We start from the raw sequence: 16,951 nt of genomic DNA on the forward strand, positions 1-16,951 counted from the left end.
CACGGTGCAGCGGAAGGTCTACGCACCTGGTGTCGCCGCGCTCCTCGCGGCGCTGCTCGCCGGCTGCACCGGAGGCTCCAGCTCCGGCGACGCGTCCACCGACTCCAAGCCCGGGAGCACCGGCAGCTCCAGCGTCCCCGCCGAGCCGGGCAAGTACCGCACGCTCCCCGAGCCCTGCGGCGAGGTCGAGCCCGGCACGCTCGACGCGATGCTGCCCGGCATCAAGGAGATGGAAGACGCCGAGCAGCGGGAGAAGGCGTACGAGGGGACGCCCGAGGTGACGTACGACAACGACCGGCGCGTCGGCTGCCGCTGGAAGGTCGAGTCGTCCGACGCCTCCCACCACCTCCTCATCGATTTCGAGCGCGTCGTCTCCTACGACGGCACGGTCAGCGACGACGACCGCGCCGGGCAGGTCTACGCGACCAAGCTCCGGGCCGCGGACCTCCCCGAGCCCTCCGCTTCCGAGCCGGAGGGCGGGGGCGAAGAGAGCGACGACGCCGACGACCCGGCCGCGGGCGACAAGGCCCAGGGCGAAAAGACCGACAAGACCAGCAAGGAAGACGAGGGAGACAAGGGAGACCAGGCGGAGAAGGGAGGCAAGGCGGAGAAGGCGGAGAACGGCAGCGGGGGCGATGGCAAGAGCGCCGACGAGAGCGACGCCCCCACCACCCGCCCCGCCACCCCGCCCGTCGGCCTCGAACCCCGCACCCTCGACGACCTCGGCGACGAGGCCTTCCTCGACGACGCCCTCACCACCGCCGCCTCCGCCACCCGTCACCGCACCGTGACTGTGGTGTTCCGCACGTCGAACGTCATCGTGACCATCGAGTACGACGAGCAGCCCGGCCGCCGTGCGGACGTCCCCGACAGCAAGGAAATGCAGGACAAGGCGCTGGAACTGGCCGAAGGGCTCGCCGGGGCGTTCGACGAGTAGCCGATGGCCGGGGCGGGCCCGGCCAGGGCCCCGGCTCCCGTGAAGGCGAGCCGCCCGCCGCCCCATGCGCGTACCGTGGCCCCTCGGACCCGACGACGTCACGAGACGAACCGGACGTCACGAGACGAACTGAGTGAAGGAACCATGCACCGACCTGCACAGCGACAGCGCCAGCGTCTGAGCCGCATCCTCGTCAGCGCGGCCGCCGTACCGGTGATCCTCGTCGCCTCCGGCTGCTCCTCCGACTCCGACTCCGGCTCCGACGGGGCCAAGAAGGACGCGGGCGCCAAGGCCTCCGCCTCGAAGAAGGCCGAGGACAAGCCCGCGGCCGTGGAGAAGGCCGCGTACGGAAAGCTCCCGGAGCCCTGCGAGGTGCTGTCGAAGAAGACGCTCGCGGACCTGGTGCCGAAGGCGAAGGACAAGGGCAAGGCCGGCACGTCCACGGACACGGCGCTGCGCGGCAGCTGCTCGTGGGACAGCCTCGACAACAACGGCGTGGACGGTTCCCAGTTCCGCTGGCTGCGCGTCTCGCTGATGCGCTTCGACTCGGACGCCTCCCTCGGCAGCGGCGCCAAGCGCGCGCAGGACAACTTCGCCAAGCAGGTCGCGGACGCCCAGGCGACCAAGGACGCGAAGGGTGTCAAGGCGGAGCCGGTGCAGGGCGTCGGCGACCAGGCGACGCTCGTGCGGTACGACCTGAAGAAGGACAAGGACACCTTCAAGCAGCAGACGTTCGTGACGCGCGTGGAGAACGCGGTCGTCACCGTCGACTACAACGGCGCGGGCCTCGCGGGTGACAAGTCCCCCGACGCCGGTGACCTGTCGAAGGCCGCGCAGAAGGCGGCGAAGGAGGCCGCGGCCGCGGTCGTCTCCGCCAACGAGGGCGGCGGCAAGGCGCCGTCCGGCACGTCGAGCGAGAAGCCGAAGGCGGACGACTCCAAGAAGGCCGACGCCCCGAAGAGCGACGACGCGAAGTCGGACGACAGCAAGTCGGACGACACCACGTCCGACGACAGCAAGTCCGATGACAGCAAGCCGAAGGCCAAGTCGGGCAACAGCAAGTCCTGAACACGCCCCGAAGACGCGGCATTTGAAGGAGCCCGGTCCCCGAGGGGCCGGGCTCCTGACGTACCGGCCCGCAGCCCTCCGCACACATGTGCCAGGCTGTCGCTCGCAACAAGCCGACACAGGCTGAACAGGGAGGGGTTCGCGGGTGGCCGCGATGCAGCTGACACGCACGCACCGGATACTCATCGGGGTGGTCGTCGCCGGTGCGGTCGTCATCGCCGGGATCGGCTTCGCCGGGTCGTACGCGGCCGTGCGCGAACTCGCCGAGCAGAAGGGCTTTGGCGGCTTCTCGGTGGTCTTCCCGATCGGCATCGACGCGGGCATCTGCGTCCTGCTGGCCCTGGACCTCCTGCTGACCTGGATACGCATCCCCTTCCCGCTGCTGCGCCAGACGGCGTGGCTGCTCACGGCCGCGACGATCGCGTTCAACGGCGCCGCCGCCTGGCCCGACCCGCTCGGCACGGGCATGCACGCGGTGATCCCGGTGCTCTTCGTGGTCGCGGTCGAGGCGGCCCGGCACGCGATCGGGCGGATCGCGGACATCACCGCCGACAAGCACATGGAGGGCGTACGCCTGACGCGGTGGCTGCTCTCGCCGCTGCCGACGTTCCTGCTCTGGCGCCGGATGAAGCTGTGGGAGCTGCGCTCCTACGACCAGGTGATCAAGCTGGAGCAGGAACGCCTCGTCTACCAGGCCCGGCTGCGCTCCCGCTTCGGCCGCGCCTGGCGCCGCAAGGCCCCGGTGGAGTCCCTGATGCCGCTGCGCCTGGCCCGTTACGGCGTGCCCCTGGCGGAGACCGCCCCGGCGGGCCTGGCCGCCGCGGGCATCGAACCGGCCCTGCTGCCCCCGGCCCCGACGCCGGCTCCGACTCCGACTCCGACTCCGGTTGCGTCCTCTCAGCACCCGCAGCTGACGCCCGCGCCGCAAAAGCTCCCCCAGGCCACGCGGCCACAACCGCAGCCCGAGCCGGAGCCCGAGCCCGAGCCCGAGGTCCTGCCGCACGAGAGCCCGTGGTTCGCCAAGCACCCCGCTACGTACACTCCCGAGGAGCCGTACGACCAGTGGTACGAGGAGCAGGCGCCCTACGACAACGGACAGCACGGCAACGGACAACACGGCAACGGACAGCACGGCGAGGACGGTCGGCGCCTGATCCCGGGCCCCCGCAAGGAGACTCCCGAGGCCACCCTCGAAGCCCAGCCCGAGCCCCAGCCCGAGCCCGAACCCCAGCCCCAGCCGGAGCCCGAGCCCGATATCCCCGGGCTACCGGAAGGCGTCACCCGCGAGGAGGCGTACTTCGCGGGCTTCCGCAAGTACGTCAGCGAGCACGGGGACTACCCCAACGCCCGCCAGTTCGGCCTCTACCTGCTGGACCTGTACGGGGTGACGGGCCAGGCGGGCGGGCCGCTCACGGAGAGCACCCTCCGCCCGTACCTGCACGACTTCCGCGGCCGCTACCAGCAGGGCCTGGACGCGGACGTGAACGCGGAACACATCGCGTAGCGGACCCGTACGCGCGTCAGGGCGGGGTCAGGACGCCTTCGGCGGTACGAGGACGCGCTTGCCGCCGAGCCGGGTGGTCGTGTCGGCGTAGAGGCTGACCTCGCCGCTGCTCCAGCGGACGATCACGTCGTCGGGGCGGCCGTTGGCGGTGTAGTTGCCGGCCGTCATCACCTTGGCCTTCTTCCACAGGGCGTTGGGGGCCTGCATCCGCGTCTCCTTGCCGAGGCCACCCGTACTCACGTCCTGGTGGAGGGTGCGCTCGCCGTCGCTCCAGCGGACGGCGATGTCCCACAGGCCGGTGCCGGTGAAGTCGCCGCCGGTGAGCAGGGTGGCGTGCTTCCACGTGGCCTTGGCCGCCGGGAGCTTGGTCTCCCTCTTGAAGCCGCCGCCGTCCACGTCCTTGTAGAGGCTGACCTTGCCGTCGCTCCAGCGCACGACGAGGTCGTCGGTCCGCTTGTTGCCGCTGAAGCTGCCCGCGGTGATCTGGCCGGCGCGGGCCCAGACGGAGTTGGCGGCGGCGAGCTTGGTCTCCCTGGCGAAGCCCGCGGTGGACACGTCCGGGTACAGGGTGACCTCGCCGTCGGACCAGCGCACGATCAGGTCGGAGAGGGCGCTGCCGGTGAAGCCGCCGCCGGTGATGGTCGTGGCGTGCTTCCAGGTGGCGTTGGGCTTCTGGAGGCGGCGCTCACCGGTGAAGCCGCCCTTGCCGTTGCCCGGGTGGAGGGTGACCTCGCCGTCGGCCCACACCACGAGGAGGTCGGCCTTGCCGTCGCCGGTGTAGTCGCCGGTGGCCATCTGGCGGGCGTGCTGCCAGGTCTCGCCGGTGCCGAGGGAGGGCGGCAGCGGGGGCCGCTTGACCACGTCGACGTCGCCCACGGCATCGGCGTAGAGCTTGAACACCTCGTCGTCGTAGTACGGGGCGTACGAGACGGAGTCAGTCGCTCCGCCGCCGCCCGCGCCGCCGAGGTTGCCGACGACCTTGCCCGTCTTGGTCCGCTCGTCGAAGTTCATCAGCCACGGGCTGCCGGAGGTGCCGCCGAAGAACCCGCCGCACTCCATGCGCAGTTGCTTGTAACCGGTGAGCCGGGTCGTCTTCGCCCGGCACTTGATCGCCTGGTCCTTGGGGGCGTTCCTGGCCGACGGATAGCCGATGACGGTGACCGTCACGTCGTAGCGGGGCGTCCGCGTCAGCGTATTCGCACCGGTGACCTTCTCGACCTGCCGGCCGCGGTCGTCGGGCTTGACGGTCGCGAAGGCGAAGTCGAGGTCCGAGCCGGGGCCGTAGTCGGTGTGCCGCGGGTCGCGGAAGACCCGGTCGACCGCCCAGATGCCGTTGGGCTGCTGGGCGGGGGTCTTGCCGGTGCGGTACTGGGGTACGAAGGCGTATTTGTCGCCGTTGCCGCAGTGCCCGGCGGTGAGGATGAGGTTCCCCTTGGCACTGTGCACGACGCTGGCCGTGCAGTTGTGCGAGGCCATGCCCTTGTCGACGAAGTACAGCACGCCGATGGTCTTGGAGCCCTTGTAATCGGTCTCGGCACGCGCCGCGTGCGCCGTCGGCGCCATCCGCGCGACGGGCTTCTCCCCGGCCGCGGCCGCGGACTTCGCGGACTGCGCGGGCTCCGTCAGCGGAGTCGCCGACTCCATCCGCTCGGCGGTCCAGAAACGCTCGGCGGCCGCGGCAACCCACTTCGCGCCGCTCTCTTTCGGAACGCCCTTACTGCTTCCGCCACTGATACCGCCGCTGCTACCGCCATTCGACGGGCCCGGCGGAGGCGGGTCCACAGCCGTCAATTCCGGTGCAGCGGGTGTCGCGGCGGAGGCGGTGCTTGCCGGGACAGCGAGCGACCCGCCCGAAACGGCGAGCAGTCCACCGCCTATCCCCATGGCGAGGGCCCGAGCCCAACGGGAAATGCGCACAACAGCCTTTCTGCTGGAACACCCGAGGTCGGGCGGGTATCCAGACTCCCCCTGGTTAAGATCGCAAAGAGCGAATCGCAAAGAGCGAGACGCAAGGAGCGAGACGCAAAGAACGGAACCGGCAACCGTTATGAGCTTCGGCCGACCGAACCCGAGGACTGCACCTTATGCCACGTAATCCCGCCGCGACCGCCGGAGCGCTCGCCCTCACCATTTCACTGGCAGGAATTCCGACTGCCGCCGCGGAGACGGGCGGAAAGGGTGAACTCACCGTCACACCGGGCTCGGTGGCCCCTGGAGAACGCGTCACGCTCTCCGTGCTGAACCCGGAACTGATGGACCAGATGGACGACGATCACCGTGTGACCGTCCACTCCGACGCGTTCTCCGGACCGGTGAGACTGAACCCCTCCGGAAAGGTCTCCTGGAAGGGCCGGGCCACGGTCCGCTGCGACGTGAGACCCGGTACCCACACCCTCCGCTTCGACCAGCCGGTCCCGCCCGAAGAGGCGAAGACGAACGGCGAGCTGACGGTGGAGCCACCCGCCGCGTCCCCGCACCCCGACTGCGCCGACGCCACCATGCCGGAGGCGGACGACTCCTGGACCCCGACGACCATCACCATCACGGTCATCGCCCTCACGACGATGGCGACGCTGGCGGCGCTCGCCGTACGCCGCAGACTCCGCCGCCCACCGCTGTCCGCCGACCGCACCTGACCGAAGCAACCCGGGGCAGACGGGCGGGTGGGTGGGAGACACCCGCCGCGAAGCGGCGGCCCAGTCCGGGGTACGCAGAAGGGACCCGCTCCACCAAAGGAACGGGCCCCTCAAAACGTACCCCCCGTAGAAGCGCTAAGCCCCCAGCAGCTTCCGCACCCGCTCGGCCCCCACCGCGAGCAGCAACGTGGGCAGCCGCGGCCCCGTCTCCCGGGTGACGAGCAGCCGGTACAGCAGCGCGAAGAACGACCGCTGCGCGACCTTGATCTCCGCCGGCAGCTCCTTCGCCGTCGCGTCCGGCGAGAACCCGGCCCGCACCTTCGGCACGCCGTACACGAGGTGCGTGAGCCCGTCCAGGGACCAGTGCGAGTCGAGGCCCTCCAGGAGCAGCCGAAGCGACTCGCGCCCCTCGTCGTCCAGGGACGACAGCAGCTCGGTGTCGGGCTCGGACCGCACGACGGTGCGGGCCTCGGCCGGGACCTGCGTGGTGATCCAGTTCTCGGCGCGGTCCAGCCGCGGCCGCACCTCGTCGAGCGAGGCCAGCGGCGCGGACGGGTCGAGGTCGCTCAGGATCCGCAGCGTCTGGTCCTCGGCACCGGCGGTGATGTCGGCGACGGAGGCCAGCGTGCGGTACGGCAGCGGCCGCGGCGTGCGCGGCAGCTCACCCGCGGCGGTGCGCACCGCACGGGAGTGCGCGGACGCGTCGGCGGGCAGTGCCGAACCGTCGGCGACCTTGGACTCCAGCTTGTCCCACTCGTCGTAGAGCCGCTGGATCTCCTGGTCGAAGGCGATCTTGAAGGACTGGTTGGGCCTGCGGCGCGCGTACAGCCAGCGCAGCAGCGGCGCCTCCATGATCTTCAGCGCGTCGGCCGGGGTCGGCACGCCGCCCTTGGAGGACGACATCTTCGCCATGCCGGAGATCCCCACGAAGGCGTACATGGGCCCGATGGGCTGCACGCCGTCGAAGATCTGCCGCACGATCTGACCGCCGACGACGAACGACGACCCGGGCGAGGAGTGGTCCACGCCGCTCGGCTCGAAGATGACGCCCTCGTACGCCCAGCGCATGGGCCAGTCGACCTTCCAGACCAGCTTGCCGCGGTTGAACTCGCTGAGCAGGACGCTCTCGCCGAAGCCGCACGCCGCGCAGGTGTAGACCAGCTCGGTGGACTCGTCGTCGTACGAGACGACGGTCGTCAGGTCCTTCTCGCACTGCCCGCAGTAGGGCTTGTACGGGTAGTACCCGCCGGTGCCGCCGCTGCCGTCGTCCTCGGACGCCGCGCCGGAGCCCTCGGCGGCCTCCAGCTCGGCCTCGTCCAGAGGCTTCTGCTGCTTGGCGCCGCCCTTGCCCGCCTGCCCCGCCTTGCCGGGGGCCTTCTTCGTCCGGTACTGGTCGAGGATGGCGTCGATGTCGCCGCGGTGCTTCATCGCGTGCAGGATCTGCTCGCGGTAGACACCCGAGGTGTACTGCTCGGTCTGGCTGATGCCGTCGTACTCGACGCCCAGCTCGATGAGCGCCTCGGCCATGGCGGCCTTGAAGTGCTCGGCCCAGTTCGGGTACGCGGACCCGGCCGGGGCGGGCACGGACGTGAGCGGCTTGCCGATGTGCTCGGCCCAGGACTCGTCGACGCCGGGGACACCGGCCGGCACCTTGCGGTAGCGGTCGTAGTCGTCCCAGGAGATGAGGTGCCGCACCTCGTACCCGCGCCGCCGGATCTCGTCGGCGACCAGGTGCGGGGTCATGACCTCGCGGAGGTTGCCGAGGTGGATCGGGCCGGAGGGGGACAGGCCCGAGGCGACCACCACGACCGGCGCGGCGGCACCATCCTGTTTCGCGCCCGGGGCACGACGCTCCGACTCTGCGATGACCTCGTCCGCGTAGCGGGAGACCCAGTCGGTGGTATCGGTGCTCTGAGCTGCCACGATCGGCACGTCCTCTTGTTTCCTCGGGGTTCTTGGTATCCGGCGTACGCCATTGTCCCAGACGGAGGGAGCCGCTCCGGGGTTGCGTTTATCAAGGGGAAACGGTGTCCGTCCTCATGGGACACTTGACGCTCACCTGAATGCACTCCATTTACGAGAACGGAAGCTCATGGCCCCGGTCACGTCCCTCACCGCCTCCGTCCACCAGCGCCTCGCGGACGCCCTCTCGGCTGCCCTGCCGGAGGCCGGCTCCGCGGACCCGCTGCTGCGACGTAGCGACCGGGCCGACTTCCAGGCCAACGGCATCCTGGCGCTCGCCAAGAAGCTCAAGGGCAACCCGCGGGAGCTGGCCGCGCAGGTCGTCTCCGGCATCACCGCCCCCGAGCTGTTCAAGGACATCGAGGTCTCGGGCCCCGGCTTCCTGAACATCACGGTCACCGACGCGTCGATCATCGAGAACCTCGCGGCGCGGGCGGCGGACGGCGACCGGCTCGGCGTGCCGTACGCCGAGAACCCCGGCACGACGGTCGTCGACTGGGCCCAGCCGAACGTGGCCAAGGAGATGCACGTCGGCCACCTGCGGAACTCGGTCATCGGCAACTCCGTCGTCAAGATCCTGGAGTTCGCCGGCGAGAAGGTGATCAGCCGCCACCACATCGGCGACTGGGGCACGCAGTTCGGCATGCTCGTGCAGTACCTGACCGAGCACCCCGGCGAGCTGGACCACGGCGACGACGTGGACGGCGAGGCGGCCATGTCCACCCTCAACCGCGTCTACAAGGCCGCGAAGGTCCTCTTCGACGCCGACGAGGACTTCAAGGCGCGGGCCCGGCGCCGGGTCGTGGACCTCCAGGCCGGTGACCCGGAGACGCTCGCGATCTGGCAGCGGTTCGTGGACGAGTCGAAGATCTACTTCTACTCGGTCTTCGACAAGCTGGACGTACGGATCGAGGACGCGGACATCGTCGGCGAGTCCGGCTACAACGACATGCTGGCGGAGACCTGCCGCATGCTGGAGGAGTCCGGCGTCGCGGTCCGGTCGAACGGCGCGCTGTGCGTGTTCTTCGACGACGTCAAGGGCCCGGACGGCAACCCCTCGCCGCTGATCGTCCAGAAGTCCGACGGCGGTTTCGGGTACGCGGCCACCGACCTCTCGGCGATCCGCGACCGCGTCTTCAACCTGAAGGCGGACACCCTCCTGTACGTGGTGGACGTGCGGCAGTCCCTGCACTTCAAGATGGTCTTCGAGACGGCGCGCAGGGCGGGCTGGCTGACGGAGGACGTCAAGGCGGTGCAGCTCGGCTTCGGCACGGTCCTCGGCAAGGACGGCAAGCCGTTCAAGACGCGTGAGGGCGAGACGGTGCGCCTGATCGACCTCCTGGACGAGGCGATCGAGCGGGCGTCGGCCATCGTGCGCGAGAAGGCCCAGGACCTCTCCGAGGAGGAGATCGCCGAGCGCGGCGCCCAGGTGGGCATCGGCGCGGTGAAGTACGCGGACCTGTCGACGTCGGCGGTGCGGGACTACAAGTTCGACCTGGACCAGATGGTGTCGCTGAACGGCGACACGTCGGTCTACCTCCAGTACGCGTACGCCCGTATCCAGTCGATCCTCCGCAAAGCAGGCGACGTACGGCCGAAGGCGCACCCGGCACTGGAGCTGACCGAGGCCGAGCGGACGCTCGGCCTGCACATCGACCACTTCGCGGAGACGGTCGCCGAGGTCGCCGCGGAGTACGCCCCGCACAAGCTGGCCGCGTACCTCTACCAGCTGGCGTCGCTCTACACGTCGTTCTACGACAAGTGCCCGGTCCTGAAGGCGGACACCCCGGCCCAGACGGAGAACCGCCTGTTCCTCTGCGACATCACGGCCCGCACCCTCCACCAGGGCATGGCCCTGCTGGGCATCAGGACGCCCGAGCGGCTCTGAGCACCGCTCTCACCGCACAAGCGCGCCCCTGAGCCTCCGCAGGCCCTCGACGATCTCGTCGGGGGCCTGCGTCACAAAGCACATCCGCAGCGTGGCCCTGTCGGGTTCCCCGGCGAAGAACGGCGCTCCCGGCACGTACGCCACGTCATGCGTGACGACGACCCGCAGCAATTCCGCCGTGTCGTACCCGTCGGGCAGCTTCGCCCACACGAACATCCCGCCCTCGGGCCGGATCCAGCTCGACCCCTCCGGCAGCGCGTCCGCGAGTCCCGCGAGCATCGCGTCCCTGCGCTCACGGTAGGCGCCCGCGACCCGCGCGACGTGCGCGTCGAGGTCACGGTCGGCCAAGTACCGCGCCGCGGCGAGCTGGTTGACGGTGGGCGTATGCAGATCCGCCGCCTGCTTGGCGACGGCACACGCGCGAAGGAGCGCCCCGGGCCCCCGCAGCCAGCCCAGCCGCAGCCCCGGTGCCATGACCTTGGAGAAGCTGCCGAGCAGGACCGTACGGTCCTCGGCCCCCGGGTACGTGGCGATCCACGGCGCCCGCTCGCCCTCGAAGCGCAGCTCACCGTACGGGTCGTCCTCCACGATCCACAGGCCGCGCCGCCCGGCGATCTCGGCGATCCGGGCACGCCGCTCGGCGGGCAGGGTGCGGCCGGTCGGGTTCTGGAAGGTGGGGACGGTGTAGAGCAGCTTGGGGCTGTGCAGGGCGACGAGTTCGTCGAGGGCGGCGGGGTCGATGCCCGACTCGTCGCACGGCACGGGCACCACGCGCGCGCCCGCGAAGGCGAAGGCTTGGAGCGCCGCCAGATAGCAGGGGTTCTCGACGAGGATGGTGTCGCCGGGCTCGATCAGCGCGGTCGCGAGCAGCGACAGCGCCTGCTGCGATCCCGTGGTGATCAGCACGTCGTCCGCGTCGGTCGCGAGGCCGCGCGCGGTGGTGCGTGCGGCGATGGCGGTACGCAGTACGGGCTCGCCCTCCGTCGTCGAGTACTGGAGCGCCCGCTCGGGCACCTCCTCCAGCACCGCGCGGAAGGCGGCGGCGATGCCCTCGCTGTCGAAGAGGCCGGGGGCGGGCAGCCCGCCCGCGAAGTTGATGACCTCGGGCCGCGCGGTGACCGCGAGGATGTCCCGTACCGGCGAGCCTCCGACCGCGGCGGCGCGCGCGGCGAGCGGCGGCAGAGGGGCGGCGGTACGGGCTGGCTCGGTGACGGTCACGGCGGCGACTCCTTCGGATCGGACTACTCTGCCCGCACCCTAAGCACGTACGTGCCGCCTACACCCGCCATTCCGGGATACGGACGTACACCGTCCGTCTCCGCCCTCAACTGTCGAGCGGCGCGTCCCACTTCGAGCCCCCGAGCGGCCACCCATACGTGGGCCGCCCCTCATTGCCGCTGGTCCGGAACGGCTTGCCCTGATCATCGATGCGGAGCACGCTGTGCCGCTTACCGCTGGACCACTCCAGCTCCAAGTACCAACGGACGTCATGCGCCTCGGTGTTCGCCTTGACGTAGAAGACCTCGGGGTCGCTCTCGCTCACCTTGTACGGGAAGTCGCGCTGCCCCGCCTTGGGCGTCAGGCGCGGCGTCCCGTCGTCGAGGTCGACGCCGAACGACTTGGTGGAGACGTTGCCGCCGCAGCCGACCCCCATCTGGAAGTCGTTCCAGGCCAGCGGCGAACTGGTGCTCTGCACCCGGACGCTCATCCCCTGAAGCACGACGGTGTCCTTGCCCATCCCCTGCACGGTGACCTCGATGAGCTGCTCCCCGGCCGAGACCGCGCCGAGATCGGCGGCCCACCCCGGTGCGTCCTGCTCGACGGACGGCGGCTGCGGCACCTGGTTGGGCTTCCGGTTGACCAGGAAATGCTGGCTACAGGGGCTCTCATAGACGTACGGCCTGGTACGCGCCGCAATCGGCACGCCGAGATCCTCACTTCTCCCCTCCCCGGCCGCCGCGGGCCCCTTGCGACCGCCCCCGCCCTGGGACGCCTCGGGCCGCGGACCCGCCTTCCGTGAGGGCGAGTCGGAGTCGGCGTCGGGGTCGGAGGGCTTGCCCTTCTTCCCTTCACGGTCATCGGCGGTGCCGGTGTCCTTGCCTCGCCCGCCCTTCCCGGACGGGTCACCCGGGGAACCACTGGAGCTGACGGACGCGGCGGCCCCCGCATCCCGCTTACTTCCGCCATCATCACGCCCGTTGAGCGCGAGAGCGACGGATCCGACACCGACGACGACGGCGACGGCGGCACCGAGGGCGAGCGCCTGGCGCCGTCGCCGCTTGGACGCCCCGCCGGCCTCCGGCACCGGTTCCGGTTCCGGCTCAGGTTCCGCCTCCTCAGAAGCGGGTATCGCGGGCTCAGGCTCCCCCTTACGCCCGCGCGCCGCATCCGCCAGAATCCACCGCCGATGGATCTCCACCAGCTCCTCAGGAGAAGCCTTGCAGAGGCGGGCGAACCGCTCGACAGGCGCGTAGTCCACGGGCACGGCGTCACCGTTGCAGTACCGGTGCAGGGTGGACGTACTCATGTGGAGCCGCTTGGCCAGCACCCCGTAGCTGAGCCCCGACCGCTCCTTGAGCTCCCGCAGCAGCTCCGCGAGCGAATCCATTGCCGTCCTCCCCCGTTCCGCCACCCAAACCGTAGCCATCCAAGCACGCCCCACCGGTTCCCCGATTCACGGGACACCAGTGACGCTACGTACTCATCATGTAGCCGTACGCACACCCGTGGACTGAATCTGTACGGGTCGGCACGAGTGCAACCACCGCCACACAGGGGGAGTTGGCCGCCATGTCACTCAGTAACCGCCGCAGGAAGAACGCCTCCGCGATGAAGATGCTGGGCGCCCAGATCGGGGCGTTGCGCCGTGCGGCGGGCTTCACCCAGCGCCAGCTTGCCGCACGTCTTGTCGTCGACGACGAGACGATCGCGTCCATCGAACAGGGACGACGGCCGCTGAAGGAGGACCTGGCCATCGCACTGGAGGAAATCCTCGATGCCAGGGGCGTGTTGACCGCTGGCTTGGAGAACATGCCGGAGGTCGACCTGTTCCCGAGGTGGGCGGACGAATACATGGACCTGGAGCGTGAGGCGATCGCGCTGTCTTGGTACGACAACCAAGTGCTGCCCGGCTTGCTCCAGACGGATCCGTACGCCCACGCTGTCTTCCTCAGCAAGGTTCCAGCTCTCGCCGAGGACGAGATCGCGCTACGTGTAACCGCCCGCATGGAACGTCAAAAGATCCTGCATCGGAAGGATCCGCCAACGATCAGCTTCATCATCTCGGAGGTGACGGTGATGGACCGCCTCGGGGGCGACGAGGCGTATTACGAGCAGCTACGCCGTCTGCGGGAGGCAGCGGATCTTCACGGGGTAACTCTCCAGATCATGCCGATCGGCCGCGACGTGCACGCCGGACTCGACGGCCCCTTCACTCTGCTGGAGACTCCCGACCATCAGCACATCGCCTACATCGAGGCCCAGCGAGGAAGCCAACTGATCGCCGACCCGGACGAGGTGTCCCTGCTGGAACGCAAATATGCGATGCTGCGGACACAGGCCCTCAACCCCCAGGAGACCAAGGGCCTGTTGGACCGTCTGCTAGGAGAGCAATGAGCACCGCACTCACGTGGTTCAAGTCGACCTACAGCGGCAGCGAAGGCGGCCAGTGCCTGGAAGTCGCCTACAACTGGCGGAAGTCCAGCTACAGCAGTGAACAGGGCGGCCAATGCCTCGAATTCGCCGCCCACCCCGCCGCCATCCACATCCGCGACTCCAAGAACCTCACCGGCCCGACCCTCACGGTCGCCCCCGCCGCATGGACCTCGTTCCTCACCGGCACCTCCACTGACCTTTTGGTAAGTACCCACTAATTAGTCGGTACTTGTCCACACGGAAGGGCCCCGCGAAGATCAGAGGCATCACCGGAAAGCAACGCCTCTGAAGGAGCCCCCCGTGCCCAGCAGCAACGCCCCCGTGTCCGTCCTCGGCCTCGGCCTGATGGGCAGTGCCCTCGCCTCCGCGCTGATCAAGGCGGGGCACCGGACCACCGTCTGGAACCGCACCGCCAGTAAGACGGGCCCGCTCGTCGCCCAGGGTGCGGCCCCGGCCGGGACGGCGACGGAGGCCATCGAGGCCAGTCCCCTCGTCATCGTCTGCCTCACGACCAACGACAACGTACGCGGCCTGCTGGAGGCGGAGGCCGACGCCCTCGCCGGGCGGACCGTCGTGAACCTCACCAACGGGACCCCGGCCCAGGCGAGGGAGTTGGCGGACTGGGCGGCCTCGCGCGGCGTCACGTACATCGACGGCGGCATCATGGCCGTCCCGCAGATGATCGCCACGCCCGGCGCTTACATCCTCTACAGCGGCACCGACGAAGAGGCGTACGAGACGCACCGCCCGACGCTGGCGGCGCTCGCGGAGACCAAGTGGGTCGGCAAGGACCCGGGCGCCGCCGCGCTGTACGACCTGTCGCTGCTCACCGGGATGTACGGCATGGTGATGGGCGTCGTCCAGGCATACGCCCTGATCGGCAGCGGCGGCGTACCGGCCCGCGAGTTCGCGCCGCTGCTCAAGGACTGGGTCAACGCGATGACGGACGGCCTCGTGCCCGGCATGGCCGAGGCGCTGGACTCCGGGCAGCACCTCACGGACGTGTCGTCCCTGGCGATCAACCAGGCCGCGCTGCCCAACTTCCTGGACGCCTTCGCACAACAGGGCCTGAGCAGCGGCCTGTTCGAGCCGCTCCAGACCCTCCTGGACCGCTCGATCGACGAGGGGTACGCGGCCGACGGCCTCTCCCGCCTCGTCACGCTGATCAAGAAGGACTAGGCACCGCCCCGGGTACGAGGACCACCTTCCCGGTGGTCTCCCGCCGCTCCATCGCCGCATGCGCCCGCGCCGCGTCCGCCAGCGGGAACGCCTGCCAGGAGGGCACCAACTCCCCCTTTGCTGCCGCCTCCAGGGCCTCCCGCTCGCGCGCGGGACCGTCCTCGGGGTGCCCGATCAGCTCCATCAGGGCATTGACGTACGAGATGCCCCAATCGGCAAGGACCTCCGGCGTCGGCTCGAAGGCCTCCTGTGAGGCCCAGCCGATGACGACGTACCGTCCGCCCTCCCCGATCAACTCGAAGGCGGCGGCGGCCTTCTCGCCCCCGACGCCGTCCAGGACGGCGGTGACCGGACGACCCCCGAGCCGTTCGCGGACGGTGTGGGCCCACCCGGGCACGTTGTAGTCCACGGCGACATCGGCGCCGAGCGCCCGCACCGCCTCGACCTTGTCGGGGCCACCCGCCGCCCCGACGACCGTCGCCCCGAGGGCGTGCGCGTACTGCACGACGAGCCGCCCCACTCCCCCGGCGGCGGACGTCACCAACACCACGTCGTCGGACCGGAGTCGGGCGACTCCGAGGAGTCCCATCGTGGTCGCCCCGGTCATCACCATGGTCACCGCGTCCTCGAAGCCGAGCCCGTCCGGCACCGCGTGCAGCTCGTCGACGGCGGCGACCGCCAGCTCGGCGTACCCGCCGGGCGACCCGTGCGAGGTCACGACGGACCGGCCGAGCCAGGAGGAGTCGACGCCGGGGCCGACCGCGTCGACGACGCCCGCTACCTCGCCGCCGAAGACGGACGGCAGCTCCGGCAGCGGCGGCGCCTTGTCCGAGGCATCCCCCGCCCGCATCACGGTCTCGACGAAGTGCGCCCCGGCCGCCCGCACCGCGATCCGCACCTGGCCGGGGCCCGCGACGGGGTCCGGCCAGGTCTCGTACTTCAGGTTCTCGGCGGGCCCGAACTCATGCAGAACAACGGCGTGCATCTCGTCCTCCTCGGACGGGCCCTGTCTGGGCCCCTCTGCACACCACTCTGCGACCTCAACCGAACTTCAGGTCAAGGGGCTAGAGCTGTCGCGCCACCTCAGTGGCCCAGTACGTGAGGATCATGTTCGCGCCCGCGCGCTTGATACCCGTGAGCGACTCCATGATCGCCTTGTCCCGGTCGATCCAGCCCCGCTCGGCGGCGGCCTCGATCATCGCGTACTCGCCACTGATCTGGTACGCCGCCACCGGCACGTCGACCGACTCGGCGACCTTCGCGAGGATGTCGAGGTAGGGACCGGCCGGCTTGACCATCACCATGTCGGCGCCCTCGTCGAGGTCGAGCGCCAACTCCCGCAGCGACTCCCGGGAGTTGGCCGGGTCCTGCTGGTACGTCTTGCGGTCGCCCTTCAGGGACGAGCCCACGGCCTCGCGGAAGGGGCCGAAGAAGGCGGACGAGTACTTCACGGTGTACGCGAGGATCGACACGTCCTCGTGGCCCACCTGGTCCAACGCGTCGCGGACGACACCGACCTGACCGTCCATCATGCCGCTCGGGCCCACCACATGGGCGCCCGCGTCGGCCTGGACCTGGGCCATCTCGGCGTACCGCTCCAGCGTCGCGTCGTTGTCGACGCGCCCCTGGTCGTCCAGCACACCGCAGTGCCCGTGGTCGGTGAACTCGTCGAGACACAGGTCCGACATGACGATGAGGTCGTCGCCGACCTCGGACCGCACATCCCGCAGAGCGAGCTGGAGGATGCCGTCCGGGTCGGTGCCCACCGTCCCCGCGGCGTCCTTCTTGGACTCCTCCGGCACCCCGAAGAGCATGATCCCGGAGACCCCGGCCTCCACCGCATCGACGGCCGCCTTCTTCAGCGTGTCGCGGGTGTGCTGGAAGACGCCGGGCATGGACCCGATCTCCACCGGGGCGCTGATCCCCTCGCGCACGAACGCGGGGAGGATCAGATCGGCCGGATGCAGCCGCGTCTCGGCGACCATGCGCCGCATGGCCACGGTCGTGCGCAGCCGTCGCGGCCGCGCTCCGGGGAAAGATCCGTACTTCGTCACTGGCTTCACCTGGATTCGTGCTGCTGCTGTTGTGGGCGGGCACCCGGGGCGCGACACGCCCCGGGTGCC

The 16,951-nt window shown here is 70.1% G+C and carries 14 protein-coding genes; 8 read left to right on the plus strand and 6 right to left on the minus strand.

Going from position 1 to position 16,951, the window contains the following annotated elements:
* Window positions 1–4 precede the first annotated feature (4 nt).
* The 3 genes from ACWDZ7_RS02385 (at window position 5) to ACWDZ7_RS02395 (ending at window position 3,509) form a co-directional block, all read left to right on the plus strand.
* Window positions 5–937: a DUF3558 domain-containing protein gene (locus ACWDZ7_RS02385; protein WP_451794100.1), complete on the plus strand. Its 933-nt coding sequence runs from the start codon at window positions 5–7 to the stop codon at window positions 935–937.
* A 144-nt stretch (window positions 938–1,081) separates the two neighbouring features.
* Window positions 1,082–2,005: a DUF3558 domain-containing protein gene (locus ACWDZ7_RS02390; protein ID WP_451794101.1), complete on the plus strand. Its 924-nt coding sequence runs from the start codon at window positions 1,082–1,084 to the stop codon at window positions 2,003–2,005.
* Between the two features lie 145 nt (window positions 2,006–2,150).
* A complete protein-coding gene (locus ACWDZ7_RS02395) occupies window positions 2,151–3,509 on the plus strand; it encodes a DUF2637 domain-containing protein (RefSeq protein ID WP_451794103.1) in 1,359 nt (452 codons plus the stop codon).
* Between the two features lie 27 nt (window positions 3,510–3,536).
* On the opposite strand, the gene ACWDZ7_RS02400 is transcribed toward ACWDZ7_RS02395, so the two are convergent.
* Entirely contained in the window at window positions 3,537–5,153 is a 1,617-nt protein-coding gene (locus tag ACWDZ7_RS02400; RefSeq protein WP_451794104.1) for a trypsin-like serine peptidase, read from the minus strand.
* A 440-nt stretch (window positions 5,154–5,593) separates the two neighbouring features.
* Between ACWDZ7_RS02400 and ACWDZ7_RS02405 the strand changes: the two genes are divergently transcribed.
* A complete protein-coding gene (locus tag ACWDZ7_RS02405; protein WP_451794105.1) occupies window positions 5,594–6,145 on the plus strand; it encodes a hypothetical protein in 552 nt (183 codons plus the stop codon).
* A 135-nt stretch (window positions 6,146–6,280) separates the two neighbouring features.
* Here ACWDZ7_RS02405 and lysS read toward each other — a convergent pair whose 3' ends face one another.
* The gene (gene lysS / locus ACWDZ7_RS02410; RefSeq protein ID WP_451794106.1) at window positions 6,281–8,077 is read right to left on the minus strand and encodes a lysine--tRNA ligase; all 1,797 of its coding nucleotides are present in this window, start codon (window positions 8,075–8,077) and stop codon (window positions 6,281–6,283) included.
* A 160-nt stretch (window positions 8,078–8,237) separates the two neighbouring features.
* On the opposite strand from lysS, the gene argS reads away from it, so the two are divergent.
* Entirely contained in the window at window positions 8,238–9,995 is a 1,758-nt protein-coding gene (argS, locus tag ACWDZ7_RS02415) for an arginine--tRNA ligase (RefSeq protein ID WP_451794108.1), read from the plus strand.
* 9 nt (window positions 9,996–10,004) lie between these two features.
* On the opposite strand, the gene ACWDZ7_RS02420 is transcribed toward argS, so the two are convergent.
* Together ACWDZ7_RS02420 and ACWDZ7_RS02425 are read right to left on the minus strand one after the other, a co-directional pair.
* Window positions 10,005–11,213, minus strand: a complete 1,209-nt coding sequence (locus ACWDZ7_RS02420; RefSeq protein WP_451794110.1) for an aminotransferase-like domain-containing protein — start codon at window positions 11,211–11,213, stop codon at window positions 10,005–10,007.
* A gap of 106 nt (window positions 11,214–11,319) precedes the next feature.
* On the minus strand, window positions 11,320–12,603 hold the full coding sequence (locus tag ACWDZ7_RS02425) for a helix-turn-helix domain-containing protein (RefSeq protein ID WP_451794111.1): 1,284 nt from the start codon (window positions 12,601–12,603) through the stop codon (window positions 11,320–11,322).
* Between the two features lie 182 nt (window positions 12,604–12,785).
* Between ACWDZ7_RS02425 and ACWDZ7_RS02430 the strand changes: the two genes are divergently transcribed.
* The 3 genes from ACWDZ7_RS02430 to ACWDZ7_RS02440 all read left to right on the plus strand — a co-directional run bounded on the left by ACWDZ7_RS02430 (window position 12,786) and on the right by ACWDZ7_RS02440 (window position 14,828).
* Window positions 12,786–13,610, plus strand: a complete 825-nt coding sequence (locus ACWDZ7_RS02430) for a helix-turn-helix domain-containing protein (protein WP_451794112.1) — start codon at window positions 12,786–12,788, stop codon at window positions 13,608–13,610.
* Entirely contained in the window at window positions 13,607–13,867 is a 261-nt protein-coding gene (locus ACWDZ7_RS02435; protein WP_451794114.1) for a DUF397 domain-containing protein, read from the plus strand. Before ACWDZ7_RS02430 ends, ACWDZ7_RS02435 begins: the two co-directional genes overlap by 4 nt.
* 82 nt (window positions 13,868–13,949) lie before the next feature.
* Window positions 13,950–14,828, plus strand: coding sequence for an NAD(P)-dependent oxidoreductase (locus ACWDZ7_RS02440; RefSeq protein ID WP_451794115.1), 879 nt, complete (start codon window positions 13,950–13,952; stop codon window positions 14,826–14,828).
* Here ACWDZ7_RS02440 and ACWDZ7_RS02445 read toward each other — a convergent pair.
* Together ACWDZ7_RS02445 and hemB are read right to left on the minus strand one after the other, a co-directional pair.
* Complete coding sequence (locus ACWDZ7_RS02445) at window positions 14,815–15,813, minus strand: zinc-binding dehydrogenase (protein ID WP_451794116.1); 999 nt, start codon at window positions 15,811–15,813, stop codon at window positions 14,815–14,817. The two genes, ACWDZ7_RS02440 and ACWDZ7_RS02445, sit on opposite strands and share 14 nt — an antisense overlap.
* A gap of 79 nt (window positions 15,814–15,892) precedes the next feature.
* The gene (gene hemB / locus ACWDZ7_RS02450) at window positions 15,893–16,882 is read right to left on the minus strand and encodes a porphobilinogen synthase (protein ID WP_451794117.1); all 990 of its coding nucleotides are present in this window, start codon (window positions 16,880–16,882) and stop codon (window positions 15,893–15,895) included.
* Between the last annotated feature and the right edge of the window lie 69 nt (window positions 16,883–16,951).

Source organism: Streptomyces sp. NPDC003032 (assembly GCF_053591415.1).

Coding starts and splice junctions, on each gene's coding strand:
- ACWDZ7_RS02390 (WP_451794101.1), top strand. CDS start 1,082: ATGCACCGACCTGCACAGCGACAGCGCCAGCGTCTGAGCCGCATCCTC.
- ACWDZ7_RS02400 (WP_451794104.1), bottom strand. CDS start 5,153: ATGGAGTCGGCGACTCCGCTGACGGAGCCCGCGCAGTCCGCGAAGTCC.
- ACWDZ7_RS02405 (WP_451794105.1), top strand. CDS start 5,594: ATGCCACGTAATCCCGCCGCGACCGCCGGAGCGCTCGCCCTCACCATT.
- argS (WP_451794108.1), top strand. CDS start 8,238: ATGGCCCCGGTCACGTCCCTCACCGCCTCCGTCCACCAGCGCCTCGCG.
- ACWDZ7_RS02425 (WP_451794111.1), bottom strand. CDS start 12,603: ATGGATTCGCTCGCGGAGCTGCTGCGGGAGCTCAAGGAGCGGTCGGGG.
- ACWDZ7_RS02430 (WP_451794112.1), top strand. CDS start 12,786: ATGTCACTCAGTAACCGCCGCAGGAAGAACGCCTCCGCGATGAAGATG.
- ACWDZ7_RS02435 (WP_451794114.1), top strand. CDS start 13,607: ATGAGCACCGCACTCACGTGGTTCAAGTCGACCTACAGCGGCAGCGAA.
- ACWDZ7_RS02445 (WP_451794116.1), bottom strand. CDS start 15,813: ATGCACGCCGTTGTTCTGCATGAGTTCGGGCCCGCCGAGAACCTGAAG.